The sequence below is a fragment of the Photobacterium sanctipauli genome, from assembly GCF_003026495.1.
GTDB lineage: Bacteria > Pseudomonadota > Gammaproteobacteria > Enterobacterales > Vibrionaceae > Photobacterium > Photobacterium sanctipauli.
Genome location: NZ_PYMA01000005.1, coordinates 118,153 through 143,659 on the forward strand (window position 1 = coordinate 118,153; position 25,507 = coordinate 143,659).

Consider the following 25,507-nt stretch of genomic DNA (forward strand, 5'->3'; position numbering starts at 1 on the left):
ATAGCAAAATCATACGTTTATTGATACTGTCAATGAAAGTAGTTGTAAGGAGAGCCAACCCGATATGTCAGATGAATCACCACAAAAACAAACCGAAGTTACCACTGATAATGCGTTACCTCTTATTCTGGCGGGGCCGATTTTACGAAAATGTAGCGGTTCAGAAATTACCTTATGGCTAGCGCTGTCGCAGCCCATTTCCGGCCAGTTTGAATTGTATCTTTCGGGTGATGCTCAGGCGTGTTTTGTTGGTGATTTAAATGCGGGTGAGCATATCCAATTGGGTGAACGGGCTTGGGTTTATCAGGTGACACTTCGGGGCGATTTTCCTGTTAATCAGCCCTTGGAGTATCAGTTGGTGACAGAGCAGGGGTTACTGACTGATCTTGTCCCGGAATTGCTGTATGAATCCGAAACGCGTCCGCAATTGGTGATAAAAACGCAGGCCGATTATGTCATGCATGGCTCGTGTCGTAACCCTCACTATCCGAGCCAAGACAGCTTGGTGGCGGCTGACGATAAAGTTGCGGCCCTACCATTATCGGAGCGCCCTTCATTATTAATGATGAGTGGTGATCAGATTTATGCCGATCATGTCGCAGGGCCAATGCTAGATGCGATAAGGCAAGTGATTGAGCTATTGGGGCTGCGTGATGAGCAGTTTGAACAAGCACCGGTAGAGACTGCTTCTGCGTTATATCAGCATGAATTTAACTTCTATCTTCGTGACAAGATATTGCCGCATTATCTCGATGGTGGAGAGGGGGCGATAGAGCGTTTTCCTAAACTCGAAAGTTGGCTTCGCCGCAAGGTACCGGTATTTAGCTCTCGGGAATCTGGCAACCACCTAATTTCACTTGCTGAGTTTGTTGCCATGTACTTGCTGGTGTGGTCGCCGACATTATGGCAATACGTTGATAGCGCTAAACTGCAAAAATCGAATTTTACCCATAGCAACCGTACGCTTGAGCCGCAATGGCAACAGTTGTGGCAGGCCGAGAAGGAACAAATCGATCTGTTTGTTTCAGGTTTGCCAAAAGTACGTCGGTTAATGGCGCATTTGCCGACTTATATGATCTTTGATGATCATGACGTGACCGACGATTGGAATCTTACCCGAGGTTGGGAGCAAGCTGCTTATCAGCATCCGTTTTCTAACCGTATCATTGGTAATGCATTGATTGGCTACTGGGTATTCCAAGGATGGGGAAATGCACCCGAGACGTTTGACGATCGTTTCGTTTCAGATATTAGGCAGATCTTTGTTCAGCAGGATAACGAACATCATGATGCTGTGATTCAACGCCTGTATAAGTTTGAGCAATGGCATTACACCATCGAGACCAGTCCAAAAGTGCTGGTGCTGGATACCCGTACCCGGCGCTGGCGATCAGAGTCGAAGATGAACAAGCCATCGGGTTTGATGGACTGGGAGGCGCTCACTGAGCTTCAGCAGTCTTTATTGAATGAACCGGCTGTGATTATCGTCTCACCCGCTCCGATGTTTGGGGTGAAGTTTATTGAAATGCTGCAACGTGGTATGACTTGGTTAGGGCAACCCCTGTTGATTGATGCAGAAAACTGGATGGCCCACCCGGGCTCGGCTAATACGCTATTGAGTATTTTTACTCACTCGAAAACACCGACTAACTTTGTGATTCTCTCGGGGGATGTCCACTATTCGTTTGCGTATGACATCAAGCTTCGATATAGCAAGAGTAGTCCTAACATCTATCAGATAACCTCAAGTGGTATCAAGAACGAATTCCCCAACGCATTGCTCCGTGTTTGTGATTTCATGGATAGAATGCTGTATAGCCCACGTTCGCCATTGAATTTCTTCACTAAGCGTAAGCGTTTAAAGATCTATAAGCGGGATCCTGACACTAAGGGTAGCCATCGCTTAATCAATCGAAGTGCGATAGGTGAGGTAAGACTCGATGAGCAAGGTAAGCCGGTTGATATTGCGATACTTACCGCTGAAGGTGAGCAGGTTTCTTTTCCACCAACCAAGTTGTAGGCGGCTTGGTGTAAAGGTAAATAGGATGAGTAAGGCAACCCTAACTTGCTAACGCATTTCGTCGTTAACTGAGTTGGGTTGCTGCTTGATAGGGCTACGAGTATGAGCGACTTTGCTGAGCGATATTTGCTCAAGCCGCTTCGCAAAGGTGGCTAGCTTGGGTGATCTCATCGATAAGTAGCATAGAGGCAGATTGCTGATCTGCAGCTGAGCTAAAATCGATAGACAGTACTTCAAGCAAATCTTTTAGCAGGAAAGCCAGATGAGAGGCTTCGCTATCGTCTTGAGTGTAGGGCTCAAGATCGAGGATAAGCTTCTCAACATCTTTCGTTATCGCGCTAGGCGTATCACTCTTCCAATGTGCCCCTTTTTCCTTTACAGCATGATAGATTGAGTGGCATGTATTCATTGCTTCAGTGTCCTTAATAGAACATTCAGTTATAAGGTTTCAATTTTCTTAAGGTACTCTGAGTTGCTATCACAGTAAGCACTTTGTTACCCATAAGAACTGTGAGGAATTTTAAATCCACTGAACGAAAAACACTAGTAGGGTTAAGGTTATTTGTAATGCAATTAACAATTCTTTGCTTCTGGTCAATTACGCAACAGCTGAGCGTTACCGCTGATATATCACGCACCAATCACTTGCTTGGTATCATGTTTCATCGGGTATGAAACGCAAGAATGAGCGTGTTACGCTGTCATGACGTTAGATCATAAAAGTGGTCATTCGGCTAAACACCTACTTAGGTATTGATTCTAGCTAAAGTTGATGCAGTAAAAAGTAGAGGCCTTTAGCAATTTGCTTAATTTCATTCAACCTAGGATGGATTCTGGAATAAGTTAATAATGACTTTTAAAAGTATCGAATGTTTCATTTTCTATTAATTAACTTAAGAAAAACTTAATCGAAATTTAAGAAAAAGTTTATCCCTCATCATTTGGCGTTAATAAACCGAGTTTAATGTATACCTCAGTAACGAGGGCTTATATCCACCTCATATAAATGCACATTATTATTAGATTTAAGGGATAAACACATGTTGAAAAAAGCTGCTATTGGCATTGTCGCTGCACTTGCATCAGGTGCGGTAATGGCGAATTCTGAAGTGACGGTTTATACCGCTTTTGAGTCTGACATGCTACGTAATTATGAGCGTGCATTTAACGCACAATATCCAGACACCAAAATAAACTGGGTGCGTGATTCAACAGGTGTGGTTACAGCAAAGCTATTGGCTGAAAAAAATAACCCTCAAGCAGATGTTGTATGGGGCTTAGCCGCAACAAGTTTGATGGTGCTAGATAACGAAAAAATGCTAGAACCTTATGCGCCAGCAAACTTGAGTGCACTTTCTCCAGCATTTCGCGATAGCAATGAAACTCCCCATTGGATTGGCATGAATGCGTGGATTGCGGGTATTTGCTTCAATACTGTAGAAGCAGAAAAACATGGCCTTGAAATGCCGAAAACATGGGAAGATCTCACTAAGCCAGAATATAAGGGCCATGTGGTCATGCCTAACCCAAACTCTTCAGGTACTGGTTTTCTTGACGTAGCGGCATGGCTACAAACCTTCGGTGAAGAGAAGGGATGGGCATACATGGACAAACTGCACAACAACATTGACCGATATACGCACTCAGGTTCGGCGCCGTGTCAGTTAGCTGCAACCGGTGAGACGACGATGGGCGTATCTTTTGCGTTCCGAGGGGCAAACCTTAAGAGTCAGGGGGCGCCAATCGAACTCATCTTCCCTGAAGAAGGGCTAGGTTGGGATATGGAAGCGGCCGCCAAAATTAAAGGTGCGAAAAACCCAGAAGAAGCAAAACAAATCCTAGATTTTGCCGCAACGCTGGAAGCAAATCAGCTGTATAACAAAGGCTACGCTGTCGTTGCCATTCCTGGTGTCGCGAAACCTGTTAAACACTTCCCCGAAAACCCAGAAACGTTAATGATCGAAAATGACTTTGCATGGACAGCAGCAAATCGTGAAAGCATCTTAAGCGAGTGGGCTGAACGTTACGACGGTAAAACCGAAAAGTGATCTTTTAAAGAATTAGCTGGAGGGCGGATAGTTCTCCAGCCTTTTACCAATAAACGAATCGTACGGCAATCACCCTCGCCATTCATTGCTGTACCGGTTTATCAATTGTCTCAGGTTATTTTATATGTCTATGCAGACCTATCTCAGTATCGATAATGTCGTAAAGAAATTTGACCAGTTTACTGCACTGAATGATATTTCTTTGAATATTAAGCAAGGTGAATTTGTTTGTTTTCTTGGCCCTTCAGGCTGCGGGAAAACAACATTGCTACGTGCTATCGCTGGTTTAGAACTGCCAACCAGTGGTACTATTATTCAGGATAATAAAGACATTACTTTTTTACCGCCTGAACAGCGTGATTTCGGTATTGTTTTTCAATCTTATGCGTTATTTCCGAATCTGACGGTCGCAGAAAATATTAGCTTTGCTTTAAGAGAGCAGGGGCATTCAAAACAGGAAGTAAGCAAGCAACTTGAAAAGTGGCTAGGTATTATTGATTTGCCTGACTCGGGTTCGAAATACCCATCGCAACTTTCAGGTGGTCAGCAGCAACGTGTGGCATTGGCAAGGGCGCTTGTATTATCTCCGGGCTTATTATTACTTGATGAACCGTTGTCAGCGCTTGATGCGAAAGTAAGAACCCACTTACGCAGTGAAATTCGCCGTATTCAAACAGAACTTGGTATTACAACCATTATGGTAACGCACGATCAGGAGGAGGCACTCTCAATGGCTGATCGGATTGTGGTAATGAATCATGGTGTGATTGAGCAAGTTGGCACACCGCAAGCGATCTATAAGCAGCCAGCGTCTGAGTTTGTGGCCCGCTTTGTTGGTTCAATGAACTTCATTCCACCTCATCACGCATTGTTAACCGATAAAGACCTGCCTTTTGGCGGTAAAGTTGTTGCGCTTCGCCCAGAAGATATTTTGCTTGAAAGTAGCAAGCTAGCATCGGCTGACAACAATGCTGTGGTGAGTGCTTGTGAGTTCTTGGGACCTATAGTGCGCATCAGTTGCAAAATTGATGACGGGTTAAATCTGACTGTGGATATGGCAAGTGATGCGTTTTTGCGAGAAGCCATCGAAGTAGGGAGTCGAGTATCCCTCTCATTTTGCAAAACGAAACTACAAACCTTTGAAGCGGAGGCGGCATAGCATGGACGCTTCAGTATTGCCCGGCGCGCAGGTACAGCAAACACAAAAACTGCCAAAAATGGGTTTCAAACGTCTAAGCCGTGACCAATGGCTTATGGCGTTCTTATTATGCTCGGTCATTATTTTAATGACGATTGGCCTGGTATTACCGCTTTTGACTATGTTAATCAAAAGCTTGTATGGCACAAATGGTGAGTTTGTTGGTCTTGCAAATTATATCCAATACCTATCTACGCCATCATTAAGCCAATCGCTTTCCAACACTCTAACCATGGGGGTAGTCGTGACCGCAGTGGTTGGTGTGGTGGCGTTTGGCTATAGTTTTGCACTAACCCGCACTTGTATGCCAGGCAAGACTGTTTTTAAAGCACTTGGCTATTTACCGATTTTAACTCCCTCGTTGCTGCCGGGTATTGCTTTGGTCTATTTGTTTGGTAACCAAGGTGTTGCGAAGGAATTGTTATTGGGCAGCAGTATTTATGGCCCGATAGGGATCGTGCTTGGATTGGTGTTCTGGTGCTTTCCCCACGCGATGATTTTGATCTCAACTGGCCTCTCTAACTCCGATGCTCGCTTGTATGAGGCAGCTAAGGTGTTGCGTATACCTGCGTGGAAAACCTTCTTTGTGGTGACGCTTTCCAATGCCAAATATGGGCTTATCTCGGCACTGATTGTTATTTTCACCCTTGTGGTATGTGATTTCGGTGTAGCAAAAGTGATTGGCGGCCAATATAACGTATTAGCGACAGATATCTACAAGCAGGTTGTTGGTATGCAAAACTTCTCGATGGGGGCAGTAACAAGCGCTGTGTTGTTATTACCTGCATTGGTTGCTTTTGCTATCGATCGCTGGGTCAGGAAAAAACAACAGCAAATGATGTCTACCAGCGCAGTGCCTTACCAGCCTAAGCCGAACAAGTTACGTGACGGTGTCGCGTTCGCGTGGTGTTTACTTGTTGCCCTGAGTATTCTCACTGTCATCGGTATGGCAGTGTATGGCTCTTTAGTGACTTTTTGGCCATACAACACCACATTAACGCTGCGTCATTATGACTTTGAAAACCTGACAGTATACGGCTGGATGCCGTTTTATAACTCGATCAAGATGGCATTGCTAGCTGCGGGTATCGGTACCGTGTTTACCTTTGTGATTGCCTATGCTGTCGAGAAGGCCAATGGTATGCAGCGCCTACGTAGTTTGATTCATTTGATCGCCATGTTACCAATGGCGGTCCCTGGCTTGGTACTTGGCCTTGGCTATATCTTTTTCTTTAATGATTCAAGCAATCCGCTGAATGTGCTGTACGGCACCATGGCTATTTTGGTGCTGAACACCATAGTTCACCTCTATACCGTGGGGCACTTAACCTCACTGACGGCATTGAAACAATTGCCTGCAGAAATTGAAGCAGTTGCAGCATCGTTGAAAATTAGTCAATTCAAAGCTTTTTGGAAAGTCTCTGTCCCGGTTTGTCTGCCAGCGATACTTGATGTGTTCATTTATATGTTTGTCAACGCAATGACGACTACGTCTGCGGTGGTTTTCTTATATTCGACACAAAATATAGTGGCCAGTGTGGCGGTCATGAACATGGCTGATACTGGCGCGATGGCTTCGGCTGCAGCAATGGCAATTATGATCATGTTGTTAGCCGCTGGTGCGAAAGTGCTGCATCTGATCATCAGCCATTTCCTTCTCAAGCATACCCAGCGCTGGAAAACACGTTAACGACTGAGAGTTAGCCTCCCTGAAGTAGGGGAGGCAGGATAATGAAATGAAAAAATACCTGATTATTTTTGATATGGACGAAACTTTGGTTTCGTCGGATTGCTCGACTCTTTGGCATAAGTATCTTGTTGAGAAAGACATCGCCAATGAGCCAGGCTTTTTGGAAAAAGATAAAGCGTTGATGCAGGCATATTACGAAGGGAATATGTCGCTTAATGAGTACTTTTCTTTTTCGGTTGAGCCGTTAGCACAATTGAGTGAACGCGAGCTCACCTTACATATTGAAGATTTTATTGAAGAAAAAGTGCTTGCGAATGTTTACCCTCAGGCGCAGGCATTGATCCACCGGTTGAATAGCCTAGGCCATACCACCATGGTGATCTCAGCAAGTGCCAGTTTTTTGGTGGAACCAATAGCCCGTCGTTTAGGTTTGCATGAAGCGATGGGCGTGGATTTGAAGAGGTCATTATCAGGAATCACAGGTGAAGTTGAAGGTATTGCCAGTTACCAAATGGGCAAGGTACTTCGTTTGAAGTTATGGCTAGAGCATAAAGGCCCTTTTGATAAGATCACTTTCTTTAGTGACTCGCATAATGATTTACCCCTGCTGGAATACGCGGCTTGCGCAGTTGCCGTCAATCCAGATAGTAAACTGGAACACATTGCCCGCGAGAGTGGCTGGAATATTTGTGAATGGTCGGTTGCATCCTCATTATCGGTGAGCCAACAGCATGCCAAATCGCTGATATCGATGATTGAAAACAGTTAATACTCGTTGGCGGGTCATTTAGCCGTCATCTGCTTTACATCATGTGGTTATATTCGTCGATTAGTCTTGGTGGTTTTCATTGATATGGTAAGTGAGTCTATGTTGCCACCTTTACGTGCTTTGGTTGTATTCGAAGCTGTTGCACGTCTTCGCTCTGTTAGCCTTGCGGCAAAAGAATTGAATGTTACTCAAGCTGCAATTAGCCAGCAGCTCAAGCAGCTTGAGTCTTTTCTTGACACTCAGTTGTTAGAAAGGGGGCGGAGCGGAATGACATTAACCCATGCAGGGCAAAAATATCACCCTGTTGTATCTTACACCCTTGGCCAGTTAAAAAAGAAAACCCAGTCGTTATTTGGCGAAGAAAAGTCTGAAGTACTCAGAATGCGGGTGAACAACAGCTTGGCACAACAGTGGCTACTTCCTCGGCTTAAAAGTTTTTACCGTCAGTACCCATTTATTCGAATAGATATCGACACCGTCGATTGGCCATCGCGTAACCCTTGCGATACTGTCGATGTTGAAATCACCAACGGCCGGTATGGCGGATCTGATATTCAAACCGAGCGGTTGTTTAACGAACAGTGGCACTTGGTTTGTAGCCCTAAATACTATGAAAAGCACAAAGAAAAATTAGTACGCTTCGAGCTTAATGATCTGGATGCTATTCAAGTGAAGGGGTACGAAGATGATTGGTATTCATGGTTGCATTTTCATGGCTTAACCTCGGCGCCACCGCGTGTCATTCTTGAAGTGAACAACTCCCTTCAAGCGATGCAAGCCGCGAAGCATGATATAGGGCTACTGATGGTGCGCTCGTTAGTGGCCATGGATATGCTAGAAAAAGGCGAACTGGTGATTGCAATGCCGGGGGAGATGCCAGAAGAGCGAGGTCATTACTTGATAACCCAGAGTAAACGTCCACCTAAAGTACAGCTATTTTGTGACTGGCTATATGCCCAAATGTCACATTCAAAACCAGATCTTGAAGTGATGCTACAGCACTAAGAAAGGCGTAAGTCGATAATTGCACTATATTTCTATTGTTACGCTTATTCTAATAATCGGAGGGAGCATGGCAGTGAAGAATAGTATATTTGTTTTAGGGGCGATTTTTACGTTATGTAGTGCGACATCTGCATGGGCAAATTGGAGCTTGGATGGGCCGAAATCCACGATTGGTTTTTCATCCGTAAAGAATGATTCAGTGCTGGAGCAGCACACATTCCGTAATCTATCTGGTGCAATCAGTGATGCTGGTGATGTGAAACTCTCAATAGATCTCACCAGTGTTGATACCAATATCCAAATCCGTGATGAGCGGATGAAGAAAGAGTTGTTTGAAACAGAAAAACACCCACTGACGATGCTGGTGGCCTCGGTAGATTCTGAAGCACTCAGCAGCATGTCGCCGGGTAAAACCATGGAAACGGATATTGAGTTCGAGCTTGATTTACATGGCAAGAAACAAAAACTTGGAACGCGAGTACAGGTAACAGGGCTAGAGAACGGCGGGTTACAAGTGACTACCCTGAAGCCTGTAGAAGTAAAGTCGGCCCAATTTGGACTGGATACCGGTATTGATAAACTCAAAGACATTGCCAAGCTCAATAGCATCTTGCTGACGGTACCCGTCTCTGCCAATTTGATTTTTGTGGCTGAAGAATAGTTCATCGAGTGAGCCGCTTTTTACATATTGAAGCAAATTGAATATAAAGAGCCAGCAGTTAGCATTGCTGGCTCTTTTTAATAGTGCTACTTTGGCATTTGTTAATAAACCGTAAATTCAAGGATGAAAATGAACAAGGTACGCTTTGGAAGCAATGAAATAACCCCAAGTAAAGTTGTGTGTGTCGGAAGAAACTATGTCGCTCATATTCATGAATTGGGCAATGAAATTCCACAGGGCATGGTGTTGTTCGTTAAGCCTAACTCAGCAATCTCTGCTCAGTTAGCTTCAAGCCATAATGGCGATCAGTTACATTACGAGGCAGAGCTCTCTTATCTGTATGAAAAGGGCAAATTTACCGCAGTGGCTATCGGGTTGGATCTAACTAAGCGTGAAGTTCAAAGCCAGCTGAAGGCTAAATCATTACCTTGGGAGCGCAGTAAGGCATTTGATGGATCGGCGTTATTTACTGACTTTGTACCAGTACCTGAAGAAGGGGAGCTAGCACTACGGTTATCCATCAATGATGAATGTGTGCAGCAAGGTGGGACTTCATTGATGATTTATCAGCCAGATGTCATTCTTGAAGAAGTACAGAGCTTTATGAGCTTGGAAGATGGCGATATCATCATGACAGGCACGCCAGCTGGTGTAGGCAATGTACCAGCGAACGCAAAATTCACAGCGTCATTACTTTGTGATGAACAAGAAATTCATACTGCGCAGTGGGTAGCAGACCAACCGTAGTCAAAAAAGAGTAAGCAGGTACAACATGTTTAATAAAGAACACCTTGTCAAACTGGCAAATGTGAAAATGCCATTTGGTAAGTACAGCGGGCGAGTATTGATTGAACTGCCTGAAGAGTACCTGCTTTGGTTCCAGAAAAAAGGCTTCCCCGAAGGTGAACTTGGCACCTTGATGGCTTTGGCACTAGAGTTCAAAATCGAAGGCTTGGAAAGTGTGATCAGGCCGCTAAGGCGTGACTAAGTGATTTTGTGGTTGTCTCGAGAAGATGCCAATTCGCCGATTTCAACTTACTGAATAATTTTCAGTCCATTCGGGTAATAAAGGTTTGCTCGTCATCCACAAAAGCCACATAGCCGCCGTGATAGATAAACACCCGACCACGCCCTTCAACTAGGCAGGCAAGCTGTGGGTTCAAATCTTCTTCGTTATCCTGGCTTTGGAAAGTGCCGGTATCGGTGATTACGCCGCTGAGTGTAGGCAAATATCCATAAGTGCGCTTGGCTTGATCAATCAGGTTCAATTCGCTGGCGGTAGAGAAGCAAGAGGGGATCGCACCGGCGTCTTCGATGAATATAGTTTTCAGTTCTTCAAACGCTGTAATCACCAGCCAGTCGATGCCGTTAACATGATGGATAAACATAGAGTTTCTCGTTAATTCTGATGCGGAGATTTTATCACTATCAGGGGAGAACGTAGTAGAGGTTTAGTTGCTAAAGGCGGTAATTCTGTGCCATGTAGTCTTTAATTTCACTGTAGCCAGTACGCTAGCCACCAACCTTAAAGTCTTTCGCCCAAACTGGCGTTTGCCGCTGCCGTTTTGTTGATTCTGTAATAGAATACCCGTAACAACTCTCTTTCATATTGATAAGGAATGCCATGAGCAGCCAGAATGCACAATCAGATGATGTAGTGATTGTCAGTAACTCATCCGACAACCCGTTTGCAATCGATGTTGCATATGCAATGGGCCAGGATGAAGATATCTCCGATGTAATCAGCATGAAGCACTTCATGAACACTGAGTTTTGCCCACGCTTTATCTCAGATGAAAATGACATGGAGAATATTGGTAACAGCTTAGCAGGCAAGACCGTTGTCATTGTAAGTACCGGTAACCTGGTTACAAGCCGCCAGGAATTGGCCATGCATAACCTTATCATTGCACGAGCGGCCAAAGAAAATGGTGCTAGCCGTGTGGTATTGGTTGAGCCAGACCTGTTTTTCTCAGCTCAAGATCGTGGTCCTCGTGCAGATTTGGGGGATACCCACGGTGAGCGAGACACAGCCGACATTAAGAAGTTTGATGGACAACCTTTTACTTCTAAACTCTATGCTCAGATGCTGAAGCTTGCTGGTGTTGATGATGTAGTGACGGTGCATAACCATTCTGTTTCTGTACAGAAGATGTTTAGCGAAGTGTTCGAAGGCCGTTTCTTCAATCTCATTCCTTACAAGATTTACGCTCACTACTTGCTGAGTTCAAATATATTGAGTTACGGACCAGATGGTGAAGGTCTCGTTCTTTGTGCGCCCGACAAAGGTGCTCGCGACTTCGTGAAAGAGATGTACAACACGCTTGGTTTACCCAAGGCTAAGTTCATTATGTTAGACAAAGAGCGTACTGCTGAACGTAAGGTTGAAATCACTCTTCACGCTGAGAGTGAAGACACATTCGAGGGCTTAAACAACCCGAGTATCGTTCTGTTTGATGATATGGTGCGAACCGGCTCAACAGTCGTAAAATCTTGTCAGTTCCTTCAGCAGTTAAAACCTGAGCGCATGGTATTCACTGTCTCACATTTCTATGCAAGTACTGAAGGTCGCGAGCGTATGTCTAACCCTGCTTTGGGTGAGATTCTGACACTGAATACAATGCCAACTATCTTGAACCGTGATGAGCAAGGTCGCTTACGCAAGAAAATGGTTGTGCTTAAAATTGAGAAATTCTTGGCCCAAGAGCTGTGCAAGATACTGAAGTTACCACAGCGATCTGAAGAGACGAACCCGTACAAAATTGACATGTCATCGAAGAACCCTCGCTTCCAGCGTAAAATTTGGTTCTCTGATCAACTGTCCGAACTGTAGTGGTTGATATAGCTATCACATAACGTTAAGCCTCCCGTTCAGAGTGATGAACTAAGGTCGGGGGGCACACCACATAGTAAGCTATCAGTTTTTTTACAACAATTTGGAGAACATGGTCATATATTGGGTTCCATAGAAGGGCCTCTCCGGAGAGTTCTTGGCACCTTGAAGGGGTTGGCATGAAAGTGTTATCAGTCCACTCAAGCATGACATGTTAGTTGTGTGACCACACATTTAGTTTCGGAATTTTAAATGATCCCAAAGTATAGTGAGTTAGAAATAGAAAGAAGATGGTTGGCGAAAGTTAATGAACTGCCAGATCTTGCGAAGTTAGAAAAAAAGCAAATTACAGACTCCTATGTAGATGGTACTCGACTAAGACTTCGAAAAGTAGAGTCGCCGAAAGGTATGTCTTATAAGTTGTGCAAGAAGTATGGAAAGATTAGTGGAATTTCTGAGCCAATAACTAACATCTATATTGATGAAAATGAGTATGCTGTATTTTCTCGATTAGAGGCGAGCATCTTGGTTCGCGAGCGGTATACCTATGAATTTAGAGAGGTTAAATTTAGCATCAATAGAATAGTTGATGGTACTGGTCCGGTCATCATTGAAGCTGAATTTCGAAATGAAGAAGAAGCTATAGCTTGTACTCCTCCGGCATTTTGCGGGGAAGAAGTCAGTGATAAAAAAGGGTTTGAAGCAATAAATTTTGCAAGTAAGAGCTGTATTATCTCGGACTAAACAAGATATTTTAATTGTAAAAGAAGATAGTTACTGCTCCACCTCAGAGCTCAACACTATGAGCCCTGAGATGGAAAAATTGGGCTTTGCTTATTTATCAACGTCACCAAGTGCGCCTTCATGTGACAGATCACCAGACAGTTCGGCTTGTATTTCCGCTAGGGTTTCTTCCTCAGCAGCAACGATTTCACCTGTTAGTGCGTTTATCTCTACTTCGTAAGCTTTATCTCCTTTTTTAACAAATACATCCCATTGGGCATCTGGTTCGTCGTGGCGAATACCAAGCACTTCAACATCAACCGCAGCAAGTGCCGACTTAATTGCTTCATCTTTACTAATGATTTTTGCGTCCGACGCTGCATAGGTTGGTATGCAGAATGTAATGAAAGCAATTACAGCACTAGTTAAAAGAAATTTTTTCATGAGTATCTCCACTATTATCAAAGCCAGAACATTTTTAATACGAACAAAATCGATGACAGTGCTTAGTAATTTAGAATGATCTCTCCTCTCAATTTGTCCTTATCACCATTGAATTTAGGTAATAACCTTGATTATTGCAGGGGAACGAAGTGAATACTCTGATTATGAGGCCAAAGAATATGCTTTTTAAGCGTAAGTGATTGATGCCTTTTTGTTGAGGCAGACGTATCATTACTAATAGGTGAAAGTGAGTTAGATACATGGAGCATTAAAGCGATGAGTAAACGAGAGGGAGCAGAGGTTCCTGCAAACATTTTTAATCTTAGTAGCCTTGCTAAGCTATCAGATTATTCATTGCTTGAGACTCTTAACCCAGATCCTGATGCCACATCAGACGGTGTTGATTTTCGCCCAAGGCAAGTTTATTCAGGCCATTATGTGCCAGTTAAACCGTCTCCAATTGCAGACCCTATCTATGTCAGCCATGGCCACCAATTCTTTAAGGAATTGGGGCTAGAAGATAGCTTGGCGAAAACCGATGAGTTTGCAAAGTTTTTCTCTGGAAGTCTCGATGATGCGCCTGCACCTATGCGAAACATGGGGTGGGCCACGGGTTATGCGCTATCGATTTATGGCAATGAATACACACAGCAGTGCCCATTTAAAACGGGTAACGGCTATGGCGATGGCCGGGCCATTTCGGTATTTGAAGGTGTGATAAACAACAAGCGCTGGGAGATGCAGTTAAAAGGCGGTGGACCAACACCTTACTGCCGTGGTGCGGATGGTAGGGCAGTGTTGCGTTCTAGTGTGAGGGAGTTTCTTGCTCAAGAATATATGCACGCACTCGGTATTCCTTCCTCTCGATCTCTAAGCCTCTTTGTCTCGGCGTCTGAAACCGTTGACCGCCCATGGTACAGTGAGGGGTCTCGCTCAGAGAACCCAGATATCATGGTCTCAAACCCTGTTGCGATTACTACCCGCGTCGCACCTTCTTTCTTGCGAGTTGGTCAGCTAGAGCTCTTTAGCCGAAGAGCGCGTGTTAATGCGCATCCAACGGCACTGGCAGAGTTAGAAACGATAGTGCTGCATGTTATTGACCGAGAATACAGCGCGCAGATTGGTAGTGACTTGCCAATGGCGGACAAATTGCTGATTTTAGCAGCTGAGTTTCGGGACCGATTGACATCGTTAGTCACCAACTGGCTACGAGTAGGTTACTGCCAAGGCAATTTTAATAGCGACAATTGTGCTGCGGGGGGATACACCCTGGACTACGGGCCATTTGGTTTCTGTGAGTACTTCGACCCGTATTTCCAACCTTGGACTGGAGGCGGTCGCCACTTTGCCTTCTTTAACCAGCCTTTAGCTGCCGAGAAGAACTTCGAGTCATTTTGCTCAGCCTTAAAGCCGCTTTTACAAGCAGATTCAGAGGCATTAGAACAGCTAGAGCAGATCGTTGAAGGCTTCTCTTTTGCTATGCAGGATAAAGTTAGCAAAATGTGGGCAGAAAAACTCGGGCTAGACACATTCGATAGTGAGTTGTTTAACCAGCTGCTATCGCTGATGATGAAAACCCATGTTGACTACACGATATTTTTCCGTGAGCTTTCAAACATCCCGACAGATGTTTCAGGTATTTCGGCTAGCTTCTATGCGAAACCAAGTAAGGAGCTAGAAGAAGCGTGGTCACTATGGCTGAATTCATGGCGTGAAATGCTTAACCCAATGCAGAGTATTGAAGAGGTTTCGGGCCAGATGAAGCAGGTGAACCCTAAGTATACCTGGCGAGAGTGGCTCATTGTGCCTGCTTATGAGCAAGCGAAGAATGGGGATTTTTTACTTATTCATGAGCTACAAGCTATTCTAGCGACCCCATACAATGAGCAATCAAAAGCCGTGGAAGAGAAGTACTACCGCTTAAGGCCTCTTGAATTTTTTGCAACTGGCGGCGTCTCTCATTACAGCTGTTCCTCCTAGCGTAGAGGGGGCTTTCTGGCAAGGTGAAAACTATCTTTAGTGTGATTAACTAGTTGTTGAATATCAGTGTGACGCATTAGTCCAATGCGCGCTTCAGCCCAGAAACATAGTCGGGAAACTGTGAAATATCATTGTGACCGGCCCCAGCAATGACAATCACCTCAACCAGTTGATCGCTAAATTCAGCAATTAACTGGTCGGTTCTGGCTCGGGGGATCACCCGATCATCTTCTGCAACGAAAATATAAGTTTGAGCGGTAATCTCTTTTACTCGACCTAAAGAATTGAACCGGTCTTTAATCATCCAGGATACGGGGAACATCCAATAAATGTCTTTTGCGACATTTTCGACGCTATCAAAGGGTGTCACCAAGATTAGTTTGTCTACCTGCCGATTAGCCGCCACGTAGGTAGCAACACCAGAACCAAGGCTCCGGCCCATCAAGGAAATGGATTCATGTTTGGTTTTAACTGACTGAAAGACATGTACCGCATCGCTATATAGAACCTTTTCAGTCGGCGTACCGACATTATTCCCATAACCACGATAGGGAATAAGGTAAATGGTATAATCGGGGATTACCGACTTGAAGAAGGGAATATTGGCTTCGATACTTTCTGCATTTCCGCCGTAATAGATTAATGCCTTAGGTTGCCCTTCGTTCAGTACCCAGCCTAAAAGCTGCGTACCATCAACGTCGAAGCTGATATTCATCTCGCCATAAACATGACTGGCATCTTGGGGAAAATACAGAAACTGACGCTGCAGGGAGCAAAAAGTAAGCGCAAACAATGCGTAGAACACCACGAAGGAAACCAATATGCATTTCATTCCCGTCACCTATCTTGCTTGAGCTTGTACCAATAATAGACGAGCGCATAAATAATGAAATTGATAGCCGTTGCCGCAATGCCCAGTAAAACCTGAACATCAAAGTTCAAGTTAACCGGGTAAATGATGGGAATAATATAGTGCTCGACAAATCCACCCGCGTAGCCTTGTTCACCTGCCAAGTGTCTCAATGTGTTTTCCAGTGGCGTTAAAGGGCAAACCCAACTGTTGAAGCTCACCAACACCACCCATATTGCAGCAGGTATGTGGGCAAATAGCATGTACCTGCGCCACAACACCAGCGAGCCGCCAAGCAAAGCGAAGATGATAAACAGTAGATGAAGCAAAACGATAAGATCTGCCAGCATTCGGTAAATCATAGGCTATCACCTCCCTTTCTATGATCAAATTATGATCATACTGAGCCTAACAAGCCAATGGCTGTTATCCACATGCTGGTTAACGTTTGGAAGTTATACCGACCGATAATGCGTGGGATGATAGGTGTTATTAACAAAAACTGGGGATAGTTTCGATTGAGGGAAGTTGATAAACATAAAAATAGCCCGGCTAGGTTGTCGGGCTAAATGTGTAAGTATCACACAAGTGATTGGGTTAGCTTGCTTGGTACTCAGGGTAGTCAAGCAGCCCCTTTTCAGCACCGCCAAACAGGGTGTTTGGATCGTGGGCTGTCAGTGGATAGTCGTTCTTAATACGGCTTGGCAAGTCTGGGTTCGAGATGAACGGGCGACCAAAGCCAACCATATCTGCTAGCCCATCGTTTAGGGCCTTCGCGGCTTTTTCGCTATCGTAGCGACCGGCATAAATGATGGTACCCTGATATGCTTCGCGAATGGCATGCTTGAACGCCATCGGTGTATCAGGTGCATCATCCCAATCTACTTCAGCAATGTGGACGTAAACAACGTTTAGCTTGTTGAGTAGCGCAGTAGCTGCGGTATAGGTTTCTACCGGTGTTTTATCAACCGTGCCGTTTAGTGATGTAAACGGCGCAAGGCGAACACCAACGCGCTCAGTACCAATGGCATCGGTCATTGCTTCAACCACTTCACCCAAAAAGCGTAGGCGGTTTTCGATAGAGCCGCCGTACTCGTCAGTACGATTGTTGGCTTCTGAGTCAATGAACTGGTTGACCAAGTAACCGTTGGCGGCGTGGAGCTCAATGCCATCAAACCCTGCTTCAATAGCGTTTAACGCGGCTTGACGGTATTCAGCTACAACTTGCTTGATGTCCTCTTTGGTCATCTCGCGAGGCTCTACAACTTCAACAAAGCCGGGCTCATCTGTACCGTTGTCGATGAAAACTTTAACGTTTTCAGCCTTTAGTGCAGAAGATGAAATTGGTTGCTGCCCGCCAATGTTATCTGGGTGGGTAACACGGCCAACGTGCCAAAGCTGGGCAAAGATTGCGCCTTCTTTTTCATGTACGGCATCGGTGACTTTTTTCCAGCCAGCAATTTGCGCTTGGCTGTAAATACCCGGAGTCCAAGCGTAGCCTTGGCCCATTTCAGAAATTTGCGTACCTTCAGCTACGATAAGGCCTGCTGTTGCACGCTGAGCGTAATACTTTGCCATCATGTCATTGGCAACATTACCCGGCTGAGTCGCACGAGAGCGAGTCATCGGTGGCATTACAATACGGTTTTTTAGGGTAAGGTTACCCAATTGCATTGGTTGAAATAGTGCGTCTTTCATTACTTCAATCTCTTAATTCGTTTGGTCTTAATGCTTGTGGTCTTCAGGAACGATGACTTATTTGCTTTGCTGAATCAGCTCAATTTGGTAACCGTCTGGGTCACGAACAAACGCAATGTGGGTAGAACCACCTTTTAGCGGACCCGGTTCACGGGTCACGTTGCCGCCACGGCGCTTAATCAGATCACACGTGGCGTAAATATCTTCAACACCGATAGCTAGGTGACCAAAAGCATTACCCATGTCGTACTGGTCAGTATCCCAGTTGTGGGTCAGCTCAATGGTTGTGCCGTCAGCTTGGTCTTCATAACCAACAAAAACAAGGGTGTAGCGATATTCGCTGTTTTCGAATTTCTCTAGAAGGCTCATGCCCATTACTTCGGTGTAGAACTTGATAGATTGTTCTAGGTCAGTAACGCGGATCATGGTGTGTAGCAGTTTCATAATTAACCCTTCTTTCCCAAACCTGACCAACATAAATTGATGGGGCAGGTGCTGAATACAAATGTTTGGAATCTGCCAAACAAATTAAATGATTCAATATGAATTGTGAAATTATCAATAATTATTGTTTTAATAATTTTACATTATCAAAGGGTGGGGTAGCTAAATGATTAATTTGAAGCCCAAGGTTTTATCCAAGGGCTTCGAGCAGGGAGCCAAATTGGGGAGGACGTGACTAATTTGACTTGATAGGCACAACGAGGATATCAACAGGAGAGTTGTTGATCAGGTGCTTAGAGTAAGACACGATTTTACTCCAGAAGTCATGGTGGTGCCCGCAAATCAACAGCTCGACGCCATTTTCTTCAATTGTCCCTTTGAGCTTTTCGCTTAAATCCCCAGTACCAATTAAGAAGTGTTTCACTGGGTGGTTAGCTTGAACGACAAATGCCCTTAGTTGATCCATTTTTGGCTCACCCAGCGGGTTTTCATCCGGTTGTGCTTGGATGTCGACAAGTTCCGGGTAGATCTCCCCGTGAGTACCATCGATATGAATAAAGGAAACGTCAGCATTGAACTGTTTTGCAAGAAAAACAGCTCTGTCGATGAGTACGTTACTTTCTTCAGAGAGCTCTAGCGCGACAAGGATGTGTTTGTATTTCATAACTCTCTCCTTTTGCTGTCTATATAGGGTATAGCAACAGCATAGTTCGAGAAGAGAATAAATATTGTAAAGAAAGTCGCAAAACAGCAAAAAAGCCAGATTAAATTAGATTTTATCTATTTGATATTAAATAGTATTTAATACCTTTAGAAGGCGGTGACTGTATTTAAGGAATTGAGTTTTAATGATATTTGATAGTTACTTGTTTAGTTAATTATACAAGATTCAACTCACATTAGTGTCTCGGAAGAATGTGAGCTGAATTGATGATATTGCGTTTATTATCGTGATAAATCGGATTAGTCATTAATATCTTGTATGTTGATAACCAACTCCTCCCAATTTCGTTGATTATCAATATCAAATTGGGCGCCTTGCTCATCTGCCCATGTAAAGCGCTTTATTGCCGCAGTTTTGCTAGTGGCTTGGTAGAGCCAATAGGCTTCGGCTTTTAACGCTTCCTCAATAGGCTTATCGATTGATTCATAGACAGTTTGTTTACAAGCATTGATGGATTCCGCTGGGAACTTGGCAATACGTTTGGCAAGATTTTCAACATACTCACCAATTTCTTCAGGCTCAAGTGCTTTATTGATTGTACCGTAGGCTTCGGCTTCATCTGCATCAAAGTCTCTCGCACTTAAGATGATTTCTAAAGCACGGCCAAGCCCAACTTGTCGTGCCATGCGTGAAGCGCCGCCCCCGCAAGGTAGGATTCCCATCGCGACTTCCATTTGCATGAACTTGTACTTGCCCCTTGCGGCAAAGCGCATATCACAAGCTAGGGCAAATTCATGTCCACCACCTCTGGCATAGCCTTCTAATTTGGCGATGGTTGCTTGTGGCAGTTTACTGATGCGTTCCAGAACGGATTGGAGGTCGAGTAATTTAGCGTCATCACGGGAAACGGCTTCTTTAGACATGTCTATTAATAAGTTGGTGTCATAGTGGCAAACCCAAATTTCTTGGTGAGCAGACTGAAAAACAACAACTTTGACTTCACGATCCCGCTCCAGTCTTAAAGCTAAAGAGCTAAGATCAGCCAGCATTTCCTGTCCTTGTACATTCACGGGTGGAAAATCGAATGTTACCCAAGCTATAGCGTCCGCAACCTCTACATTGAACGTGGTGAAGTTTTTGTAATCCATGGTGTTACCCTCTGTTACTGCTGTAGTGAAGAACATGACTGCGCGCTGTATATAACTAAAGCTAGGAGACAACCCGATTGAAGTGAATGTAGGTTTAGGGATAAGAGAATTCGGTATTTCTAAATAATTGCTTGGCTATATCTCAGTACTGATGCTTAGAGCATTCGTGTAATCAGCTAATTTAACTGAACAGATAGCTTGAAATTGTGTGTCGTTATTGTGGTCTGTCATTGTGGTGTAAGTGCCTAACGCGTGATGTTGTAGTAAAGGTGTAGTCGGGATATGGATACGGAAAGTTTGCGCCTGTTTGTTAAAGTCGCTGAGATACTGAACATTAGTGCTGCGGGCCGTTTACTCGGTTTAGCTCCGGCTATAGCATCAACTCGACTGGCAAAGCTTGAAAAGCAGTTAGGTGTCGATCTTGTTCATCGCTCGACAAGAAAAGTGGCACTCTCTACAGAAGGAGAGCGGTTTTTACCCTTTGCCAAAGAAATCTTACTTCAGCAAGATGCAGCGCTTGCAGCCATCGGGCGAGACACAGGCGAAGTCAGAGGTGTTTTACGCTTTGCGGCCCCCAGCACTTTTGCTCAGCTTTATGTTGCACCTATATTGCCAGAGTTTCTTGAGCGCTATCCATTGGTCGAGTTAGAGCTGAAATTAAGTGATCGTCAATTGAATTTAATTGAAAGTGGTATCGATTTAGCCCTACGCAATAGTGCTATTCAAGATAGCGATCTTAGAGCCCGTAAATTGGCCGATGATAAACGGATATTGTGTGCATCCCCCGGTTATTTGCAAAAGTATGGTATGCCCAAACACCCCGCAGACTTAAATACCCACCAGATGATTGTGTTCAAAGAGGGACAAGGAAGGAAGCTGGTTGCAAGCAATCAAAGCCTGACTTGCCGTTTCCCTCCGCTTAATTCTAAGGCTCGGGTGATATGCGATGACGGCACCAGTATGAAGGTGGCAACGCTTGCGGGTGCGGGAATATCAATGAATGCCTACTGGAGCATTCACCAAGAGTTAAAAGATGGCACTTTACAAAGAGTATTGCCCAATTACGAAATTGAGGATCAAAGTGCGATTTGGTTGGTATACCCGAAAGCCAATGCGTTAAGCGCTAAGGTGCGGGTGTTCATTGATTTTCTTGTTGAGAAAATTGGTGATCTACCTGTTTGGCAAGCTAAGTGATTTATAGTTGGGCGATAGTAACCGCATAAAACACGTGCCATATCAAAACTGGGTCGCGATTGGTCCATTACACTGAGTGTGAATATTAATCCCTAACTTTTCTATTTAATCGACACCTTACTAGCAGAAGATGAGCAACAGCAACGACCATAACGCCCTAATGGAAACTATTGCGAGTTTCACATCCATTGAGCAAGCCCTTGATTACTTTGAAATTGGCTATGACAGTCGGTTTATTGCTGCTAACCGAACAGAGTTGGTTAAGCGCTTTAATGGTTATTTGATAATGGCAAAACCTGACTGTTGGTTCTCCGGCCGCCGGGCGTTGAAAAATGCCTATTGCAAGGTGCAACGGAGCTTGTTAGACCGCCACACCCGCTCAGCCTGCCGGGGATGTACTTCATGTCAGCGGCGCTAACAAGTATGGGGGGATGAAGTGTTTGATTAGGCTTTCCTTTGTGGTATTACATTTAAAGAATTAATGCCAAGGAATGTCAATGAGAATGGAAAAGCCAACTTTATACTACGTTTATGACCCTATGTGTTCATGGTGTTGGGGCTATAAGCCAATCTGGAAGCAGGTTGAGGAACGGCTGTCTGAAAAGGTTGAAATTCAGTATGTGCTTGGTGGCTTAGCGCCGGATAGTGATGTGCCAATGCCGGAGGCGATGCAGCATCAGATTACCGCATATTGGCAGAAAATTGAAAATTACCTAGGAACCTCGTTTAATTACGATTTTTGGCAGCAAAACACACCGCGCCGTTCGACGTATCCGGCTTGTCGCGCGATTATAGCCGCAAGAGAGCAGGGGGCTGAAAAGCCAATGTTGGATGAAATTCAACACGCTTATTATTTAGACGCGAAGAACCCTAGCGATAACCCGATATTGTTGGGGCTTGCTGAGTCCATTGGGCTTGATATGACAAAGTTTGAGTCTGACTTTCTTTCAGATGAATGCCATCAACACTTATTAAGTGAAATCGGTTTTGCCCGTTCAATTGGCGGTAACAGCTTCCCGTCTTTATTTGTGGTGTCATCGCAGCGAGTGACTGAAATACAGGTAAACTATGAAGATGGCGAAGACACGGTGTCAAAGGTACTCAAGTTGGTTGAGTAATCAAATCAGGAAGGAAGGTTATAGGCATTAAAAAGCCAGCAAAATGCTGGCTTTATCGTAGTCATGAAGACGCTAAAATTAGCACAAGTAAGCGTAACCAGTGGTAAATGCCGCTTCCTGGAACTGACGTAGGCCAGTTGCGCGGAATTCAATACCCAGCGGGTTGCGCTTCATTTTTTGTTTGATTTCTTGGTTGGTCATGAAGTCAACTTCAACACCATCAATAAGCTGAATAGCGGCTTCAAGTTTAAAGCCAATAGCGCTACCTGCAAATTTACCGCGAGTTTCACGAGTACGGATAACAACGCGATCAACTTGGTAGTCTTCTAGTAACTTAGCAAATGTTGCTTGGAATTTGCGCATTTGCTCGTTATCTAGCATGTCCTGCATGATGAACTTTTGTGAACGGCACTCTGGAATATCGAATAGACCGTTTTCTTTTGTAAGAAGGCAGATGATTGCCTCGTTGCTTCGTAGCTCAACAGCACAAATTTTCATGTATACACCTAAATATTTTGTTAGCACGCTATTGTAAGGAAAAAGCAGGCAAAAGTCAGATTTTTCAATCAAGCCTAGCAGGCATTTGCTTATCTTTAGCCCGAATGTGCTGCTGCCTCGTAAATCGAACCGTCTTTATCTATCTGGGTGAGCAATAAGCGCATATCAAGCTCTAGCTGGTGGTAGTTAGGCTCCATATGACAGCACAATTTGTAGAAGGCTTTGTTGTGCTCTTTTTCACGAACATGAGCAAGTTCATGCACTGCAATCATCCTTAGCAGGGGAAGTGGCGCTTGCTTGAAAATGGATGAAATACGGATTTCATTTTTGGCCTTTAGCTTGCCACCGTGGGCACGCGAAACAAAGGTGTGCAAACCTAGCGCATGATTCACGACATGGATCTTGCTATCAAAAGCCACCTTGCTGATAGGTGACGACTGCTTTAAGTAAGTGTTCTTCAGTTCCATCACATACTGATAGAGCGCCTTTTCAGATTGAATGTTGTGGGCAGTTGGGTACTTATTTAGTAGGTAACTTTTTAATTTATCATTCGCGATCAGGTGCTCGACCTGCTCGATAATGGTTGCTGGGTAGCCCTGAAGGTACTTTAATTGCTGAGATGGCATAATAAGTGATGTCGTGACAGTCGATAGTAGAGGGCAAAGTTTATCGACCTGGATGCGATCACGCAAATCCTACCCATGTCGTCGTATGCTTAAAGGGTAGGAGTACATTGGAGGTTGATATGAACATGAAGTTGCCGCCACCATTAATCTTTTTACTCGCACTTGCTGGGATGTATGGGCTTTCGGTTTATTGGCCATTGGTTGAGTTCAGCTTTCCTGGGCAGAGAATGCTGTTATTACTGTTTTTATTGCTAGGAACCTTGGTTAGTCTTGCGGCTGTTATGTCGTTTGCACGGGTTCGAACAACCATTGACCCTCGATACCCGAACAAGACCTCCTACCTTGTGACGAAAGGTGTTTTCAGTATTAGCCGAAACCCAATGTATCTAGGGTTGTTGTGCTTTTTATTGGCAGCCTTCATTTACTTAGCGGCATTGTCGGCGTTTATTGCGATCGTACTCTTCGTGTTTTTTATCACCATGTTTCAAATCCAACCTGAAGAAGAGGTGTTGGAGGCGATGTTTGGTGATGAATATCGCGATTATTGTAATAAAGTAAGAAGGTGGATTTAGGTCTGTTAAGCAGCAATTTGCTGTGACTTAAGCAAGAACAACTAAACTTGTGTCATGTGTTAGCTTTGAAGCTAGGTTGGCAACAGTGAGGTGCTCAAATGAGTAACGTGCATGGCATTTACGTAGAAATCGATAAACTCGACGATAAGGTGTTCATGGAGTTCAAGGCGATTGGCACGCTCAAGCACCAAGATTATGAAAAAATTACCCCGCTCATTGATGATGCCTTAGAAGGTATTGATAACCCCATTGTTGATATCTACATCGATGGTACCGATTTTGAAGGTTGGGATCTCCATGCTGCTTGGGATGACCTAAAGCTGGGTCTAAAGCACGGAAAGAAATTTCACAAAGTCGCGATATACGGCAATCAGCATTGGCAAGAAATAATGAGCAAAGTCGGGGACTGGTTTGTTTCTGGTGAAGTTCGCTTTTTCGATGAGCCATTGGATGCAATAGCTTGGCTCCGGGACTAATTTAACCTTCCTCTGTATGGTGTTGAATATTAATCTGAATTAATATTGCCCTATTGTATTGATAGGGCATAGCGGGTTAGATAACTCCTTTTTAGCTATGCACCGGCCCGATAGGTATTAAAAACCATGATAAAAAGGATAACTGCAGCTGGTGCGCTGCTATTTATGTTGCCAATTACCGCTGTGTGTGACGAAGTTGATGAATCAGTAGTGGTTGATCAACTAGAAGAGACGGATGTTGTTGAAGTCGCACCTCAGTCACAATATTTTATTGGCTTACGTGGTGGTGCAAGCCTGTTGGGTCATGATGACAGTATCACTCTTAACGGTAATGTGCTTGATGCCGATGAATCAGAATTTGATGGAATGTTTGGCTTAGATTTCGGTATTTATACCCCTAAAAGGAATAGCCGAATTTACTATAGCTATGAATACCATCAGTCAGAATCTACCTTCAAAGATCAACCAGCGTTTGATAATGAGGTTTCACTTCACTTGATCAATGCCGATTATATCTACCGCCACGATAAGAGCATTACTCCTTTTGCCGGTTTGCACTTCGGTTATGCATCGGGTGAAACAACATCTGATGCTGGTGGCAGTACTGATGTAAGCGGTTATGTATTTGGTGTTCAAGCTGGTCTTGGTTGGCAGGTGATGGATGACTTTGGGCTGGAAGTTGGAGTGAAGCACACTGTACTACCGTCGGATCGCCGTACCTGGAGTACCAGTGATGGTCAGGGCAATAGTGTTAAAGTGGAGTCTCAGCTAAAAGGGCTAACGACGATGTTCCTAGGTGCAACATACCGTTTTTAACTCGATGTTTACTCCCACATTTAGCTGCGTAT

Annotated in this window: 29 protein-coding genes; 18 read left to right on the forward strand and 11 right to left on the reverse strand. The window is 44.3% G+C overall.

Annotated features, from left to right (window positions below):
* The first annotated feature begins 64 nt into the window (after nt 1–64).
* Nucleotides 65–2,020, forward strand: coding sequence for an alkaline phosphatase D family protein (locus C9I98_RS10350; protein WP_051901938.1), 1,956 nt, complete (start codon nt 65–67; stop codon nt 2,018–2,020).
* Nucleotides 2,021–2,150: 130 nt separating this feature from the next.
* Here the strand turns inward: C9I98_RS10350 and C9I98_RS10355 are convergent, their stop codons facing one another.
* On the reverse strand, nt 2,151–2,429 hold the full coding sequence (locus tag C9I98_RS10355; protein WP_036818121.1) for a hypothetical protein: 279 nt from the start codon (nt 2,427–2,429) through the stop codon (nt 2,151–2,153).
* A 631-nt stretch (nt 2,430–3,060) separates the two neighbouring features.
* On the opposite strand from C9I98_RS10355, the gene C9I98_RS10360 reads away from it, so the two are divergent.
* The 8 genes from C9I98_RS10360 to C9I98_RS10395 all read left to right on the forward strand — a co-directional run bounded on the left by C9I98_RS10360 (nt 3,061) and on the right by C9I98_RS10395 (nt 10,379).
* Nucleotides 3,061–4,068 (forward strand): putative 2-aminoethylphosphonate ABC transporter substrate-binding protein, encoded by a 1,008-nt coding sequence (locus C9I98_RS10360; RefSeq protein WP_036818122.1) that lies wholly within the window; start codon nt 3,061–3,063, stop codon nt 4,066–4,068.
* A 124-nt stretch (nt 4,069–4,192) separates the two neighbouring features.
* Nucleotides 4,193–5,227: a putative 2-aminoethylphosphonate ABC transporter ATP-binding protein gene (locus C9I98_RS10365; protein WP_051901940.1), complete on the forward strand. Its 1,035-nt coding sequence runs from the start codon at nt 4,193–4,195 to the stop codon at nt 5,225–5,227.
* Nucleotide 5,228: 1 nt separating this feature from the next.
* Nucleotides 5,229–6,956, forward strand: coding sequence for a putative 2-aminoethylphosphonate ABC transporter permease subunit (locus C9I98_RS10370; protein WP_107271945.1), 1,728 nt, complete (start codon nt 5,229–5,231; stop codon nt 6,954–6,956).
* 46 nt (nt 6,957–7,002) lie between these two features.
* Complete coding sequence (locus tag C9I98_RS10375; protein WP_051901792.1) at nt 7,003–7,725, forward strand: HAD family hydrolase; 723 nt, start codon at nt 7,003–7,005, stop codon at nt 7,723–7,725.
* Between the two features lie 99 nt (nt 7,726–7,824).
* A complete protein-coding gene (locus C9I98_RS10380; protein WP_036816222.1) occupies nt 7,825–8,730 on the forward strand; it encodes a LysR substrate-binding domain-containing protein in 906 nt (301 codons plus the stop codon).
* 67 nt (nt 8,731–8,797) lie between these two features.
* Nucleotides 8,798–9,391 (forward strand): YceI family protein, encoded by a 594-nt coding sequence (locus C9I98_RS10385; protein WP_036816225.1) that lies wholly within the window; start codon nt 8,798–8,800, stop codon nt 9,389–9,391.
* A 129-nt stretch (nt 9,392–9,520) separates the two neighbouring features.
* Nucleotides 9,521–10,138, forward strand: a complete 618-nt coding sequence (locus tag C9I98_RS10390; protein ID WP_036816228.1) for a fumarylacetoacetate hydrolase family protein — start codon at nt 9,521–9,523, stop codon at nt 10,136–10,138.
* Between the two features lie 25 nt (nt 10,139–10,163).
* Entirely contained in the window at nt 10,164–10,379 is a 216-nt protein-coding gene (locus C9I98_RS10395) for a DUF3820 family protein (protein WP_036816231.1), read from the forward strand.
* A 61-nt stretch (nt 10,380–10,440) separates the two neighbouring features.
* On the opposite strand, the gene C9I98_RS10400 is transcribed toward C9I98_RS10395, so the two are convergent.
* Entirely contained in the window at nt 10,441–10,779 is a 339-nt protein-coding gene (locus C9I98_RS10400; protein ID WP_036816233.1) for a hypothetical protein, read from the reverse strand.
* A 236-nt stretch (nt 10,780–11,015) separates the two neighbouring features.
* On the opposite strand from C9I98_RS10400, the gene C9I98_RS10405 reads away from it, so the two are divergent.
* Complete coding sequence (locus C9I98_RS10405; RefSeq protein WP_036816235.1) at nt 11,016–12,224, forward strand: phosphoribosyltransferase family protein; 1,209 nt, start codon at nt 11,016–11,018, stop codon at nt 12,222–12,224.
* A gap of 252 nt (nt 12,225–12,476) precedes the next feature.
* On the forward strand, nt 12,477–12,968 hold the full coding sequence (locus tag C9I98_RS10410) for a CYTH domain-containing protein (protein WP_051901794.1): 492 nt from the start codon (nt 12,477–12,479) through the stop codon (nt 12,966–12,968).
* A gap of 90 nt (nt 12,969–13,058) precedes the next feature.
* On the opposite strand, the gene C9I98_RS10415 is transcribed toward C9I98_RS10410, so the two are convergent.
* Nucleotides 13,059–13,391, reverse strand: coding sequence for a PepSY domain-containing protein (locus C9I98_RS10415; protein WP_036816238.1), 333 nt, complete (start codon nt 13,389–13,391; stop codon nt 13,059–13,061).
* A gap of 276 nt (nt 13,392–13,667) precedes the next feature.
* On the opposite strand from C9I98_RS10415, the gene C9I98_RS10420 reads away from it, so the two are divergent.
* Nucleotides 13,668–15,371: a protein adenylyltransferase SelO gene (locus tag C9I98_RS10420; RefSeq protein ID WP_036816240.1), complete on the forward strand. Its 1,704-nt coding sequence runs from the start codon at nt 13,668–13,670 to the stop codon at nt 15,369–15,371.
* A 76-nt stretch (nt 15,372–15,447) separates the two neighbouring features.
* Here C9I98_RS10420 and C9I98_RS10425 read toward each other — a convergent pair whose 3' ends face one another.
* The 6 genes from C9I98_RS10425 to C9I98_RS10450 all read right to left on the reverse strand — a co-directional run bounded on the left by C9I98_RS10425 (nt 15,448) and on the right by C9I98_RS10450 (nt 20,175).
* Nucleotides 15,448–16,203 (reverse strand): alpha/beta hydrolase, encoded by a 756-nt coding sequence (locus C9I98_RS10425; protein WP_036816242.1) that lies wholly within the window; start codon nt 16,201–16,203, stop codon nt 15,448–15,450.
* A gap of 5 nt (nt 16,204–16,208) precedes the next feature.
* Nucleotides 16,209–16,583, reverse strand: a complete 375-nt coding sequence (locus C9I98_RS10430; RefSeq protein ID WP_036816244.1) for a DUF2784 domain-containing protein — start codon at nt 16,581–16,583, stop codon at nt 16,209–16,211.
* 235 nt (nt 16,584–16,818) lie between these two features.
* Nucleotides 16,819–17,919, reverse strand: a complete 1,101-nt coding sequence (locus tag C9I98_RS10435; protein ID WP_036816246.1) for an alkene reductase — start codon at nt 17,917–17,919, stop codon at nt 16,819–16,821.
* 57 nt (nt 17,920–17,976) lie between these two features.
* Nucleotides 17,977–18,363: a lactoylglutathione lyase gene (gene gloA, locus C9I98_RS10440; RefSeq protein WP_036816248.1), complete on the reverse strand. Its 387-nt coding sequence runs from the start codon at nt 18,361–18,363 to the stop codon at nt 17,977–17,979.
* A gap of 235 nt (nt 18,364–18,598) precedes the next feature.
* Nucleotides 18,599–19,027 (reverse strand): universal stress protein, encoded by a 429-nt coding sequence (locus C9I98_RS10445; protein WP_036829639.1) that lies wholly within the window; start codon nt 19,025–19,027, stop codon nt 18,599–18,601.
* Between the two features lie 299 nt (nt 19,028–19,326).
* Entirely contained in the window at nt 19,327–20,175 is an 849-nt protein-coding gene (locus C9I98_RS10450; protein ID WP_036827803.1) for an enoyl-CoA hydratase/isomerase family protein, read from the reverse strand.
* Nucleotides 20,176–20,457: 282 nt separating this feature from the next.
* Here C9I98_RS10450 and C9I98_RS10455 point away from each other — a divergent pair, with 282 nt between their 5' ends.
* The 3 genes from C9I98_RS10455 (at nt 20,458) to C9I98_RS10465 (ending at nt 22,487) form a co-directional block, all read left to right on the forward strand.
* The gene (locus C9I98_RS10455; protein ID WP_107271946.1) at nt 20,458–21,369 is read left to right on the forward strand and encodes a LysR family transcriptional regulator; all 912 of its coding nucleotides are present in this window, start codon (nt 20,458–20,460) and stop codon (nt 21,367–21,369) included.
* Between the two features lie 130 nt (nt 21,370–21,499).
* Nucleotides 21,500–21,787: a nitrogenase-stabilizing/protective protein NifW gene (locus C9I98_RS10460; RefSeq protein WP_036824964.1), complete on the forward strand. Its 288-nt coding sequence runs from the start codon at nt 21,500–21,502 to the stop codon at nt 21,785–21,787.
* A gap of 79 nt (nt 21,788–21,866) precedes the next feature.
* Complete coding sequence (locus C9I98_RS10465; protein WP_036824968.1) at nt 21,867–22,487, forward strand: DsbA family protein; 621 nt, start codon at nt 21,867–21,869, stop codon at nt 22,485–22,487.
* Nucleotides 22,488–22,565: 78 nt separating this feature from the next.
* Here C9I98_RS10465 and C9I98_RS10470 read toward each other — a convergent pair whose 3' ends face one another.
* Nucleotides 22,566–22,985 carry a DUF3010 family protein gene (locus C9I98_RS10470; RefSeq protein ID WP_107271947.1) on the reverse strand — a complete coding sequence of 140 codons (420 nt, stop codon included), beginning with the start codon at nt 22,983–22,985 and terminating at the stop codon, nt 22,566–22,568.
* A 95-nt stretch (nt 22,986–23,080) separates the two neighbouring features.
* On the reverse strand, nt 23,081–23,611 hold the full coding sequence (locus C9I98_RS10475; RefSeq protein ID WP_036816766.1) for a YgjP-like metallopeptidase domain-containing protein: 531 nt from the start codon (nt 23,609–23,611) through the stop codon (nt 23,081–23,083).
* A gap of 119 nt (nt 23,612–23,730) precedes the next feature.
* Here C9I98_RS10475 and C9I98_RS10480 point away from each other — a divergent pair, with 119 nt between their 5' ends.
* The 3 genes from C9I98_RS10480 (at nt 23,731) to C9I98_RS10490 (ending at nt 25,475) form a co-directional block, all read left to right on the forward strand.
* Nucleotides 23,731–24,183 (forward strand): methyltransferase family protein, encoded by a 453-nt coding sequence (locus tag C9I98_RS10480; protein ID WP_036816756.1) that lies wholly within the window; start codon nt 23,731–23,733, stop codon nt 24,181–24,183.
* Nucleotides 24,184–24,281: 98 nt separating this feature from the next.
* On the forward strand, nt 24,282–24,659 hold the full coding sequence (locus C9I98_RS10485; protein ID WP_036816759.1) for a SpoIIAA family protein: 378 nt from the start codon (nt 24,282–24,284) through the stop codon (nt 24,657–24,659).
* 126 nt (nt 24,660–24,785) lie between these two features.
* On the forward strand, nt 24,786–25,475 hold the full coding sequence (locus C9I98_RS10490; RefSeq protein WP_051901827.1) for an outer membrane beta-barrel protein: 690 nt from the start codon (nt 24,786–24,788) through the stop codon (nt 25,473–25,475).
* Nucleotides 25,476–25,507 lie beyond the last annotated feature (32 nt).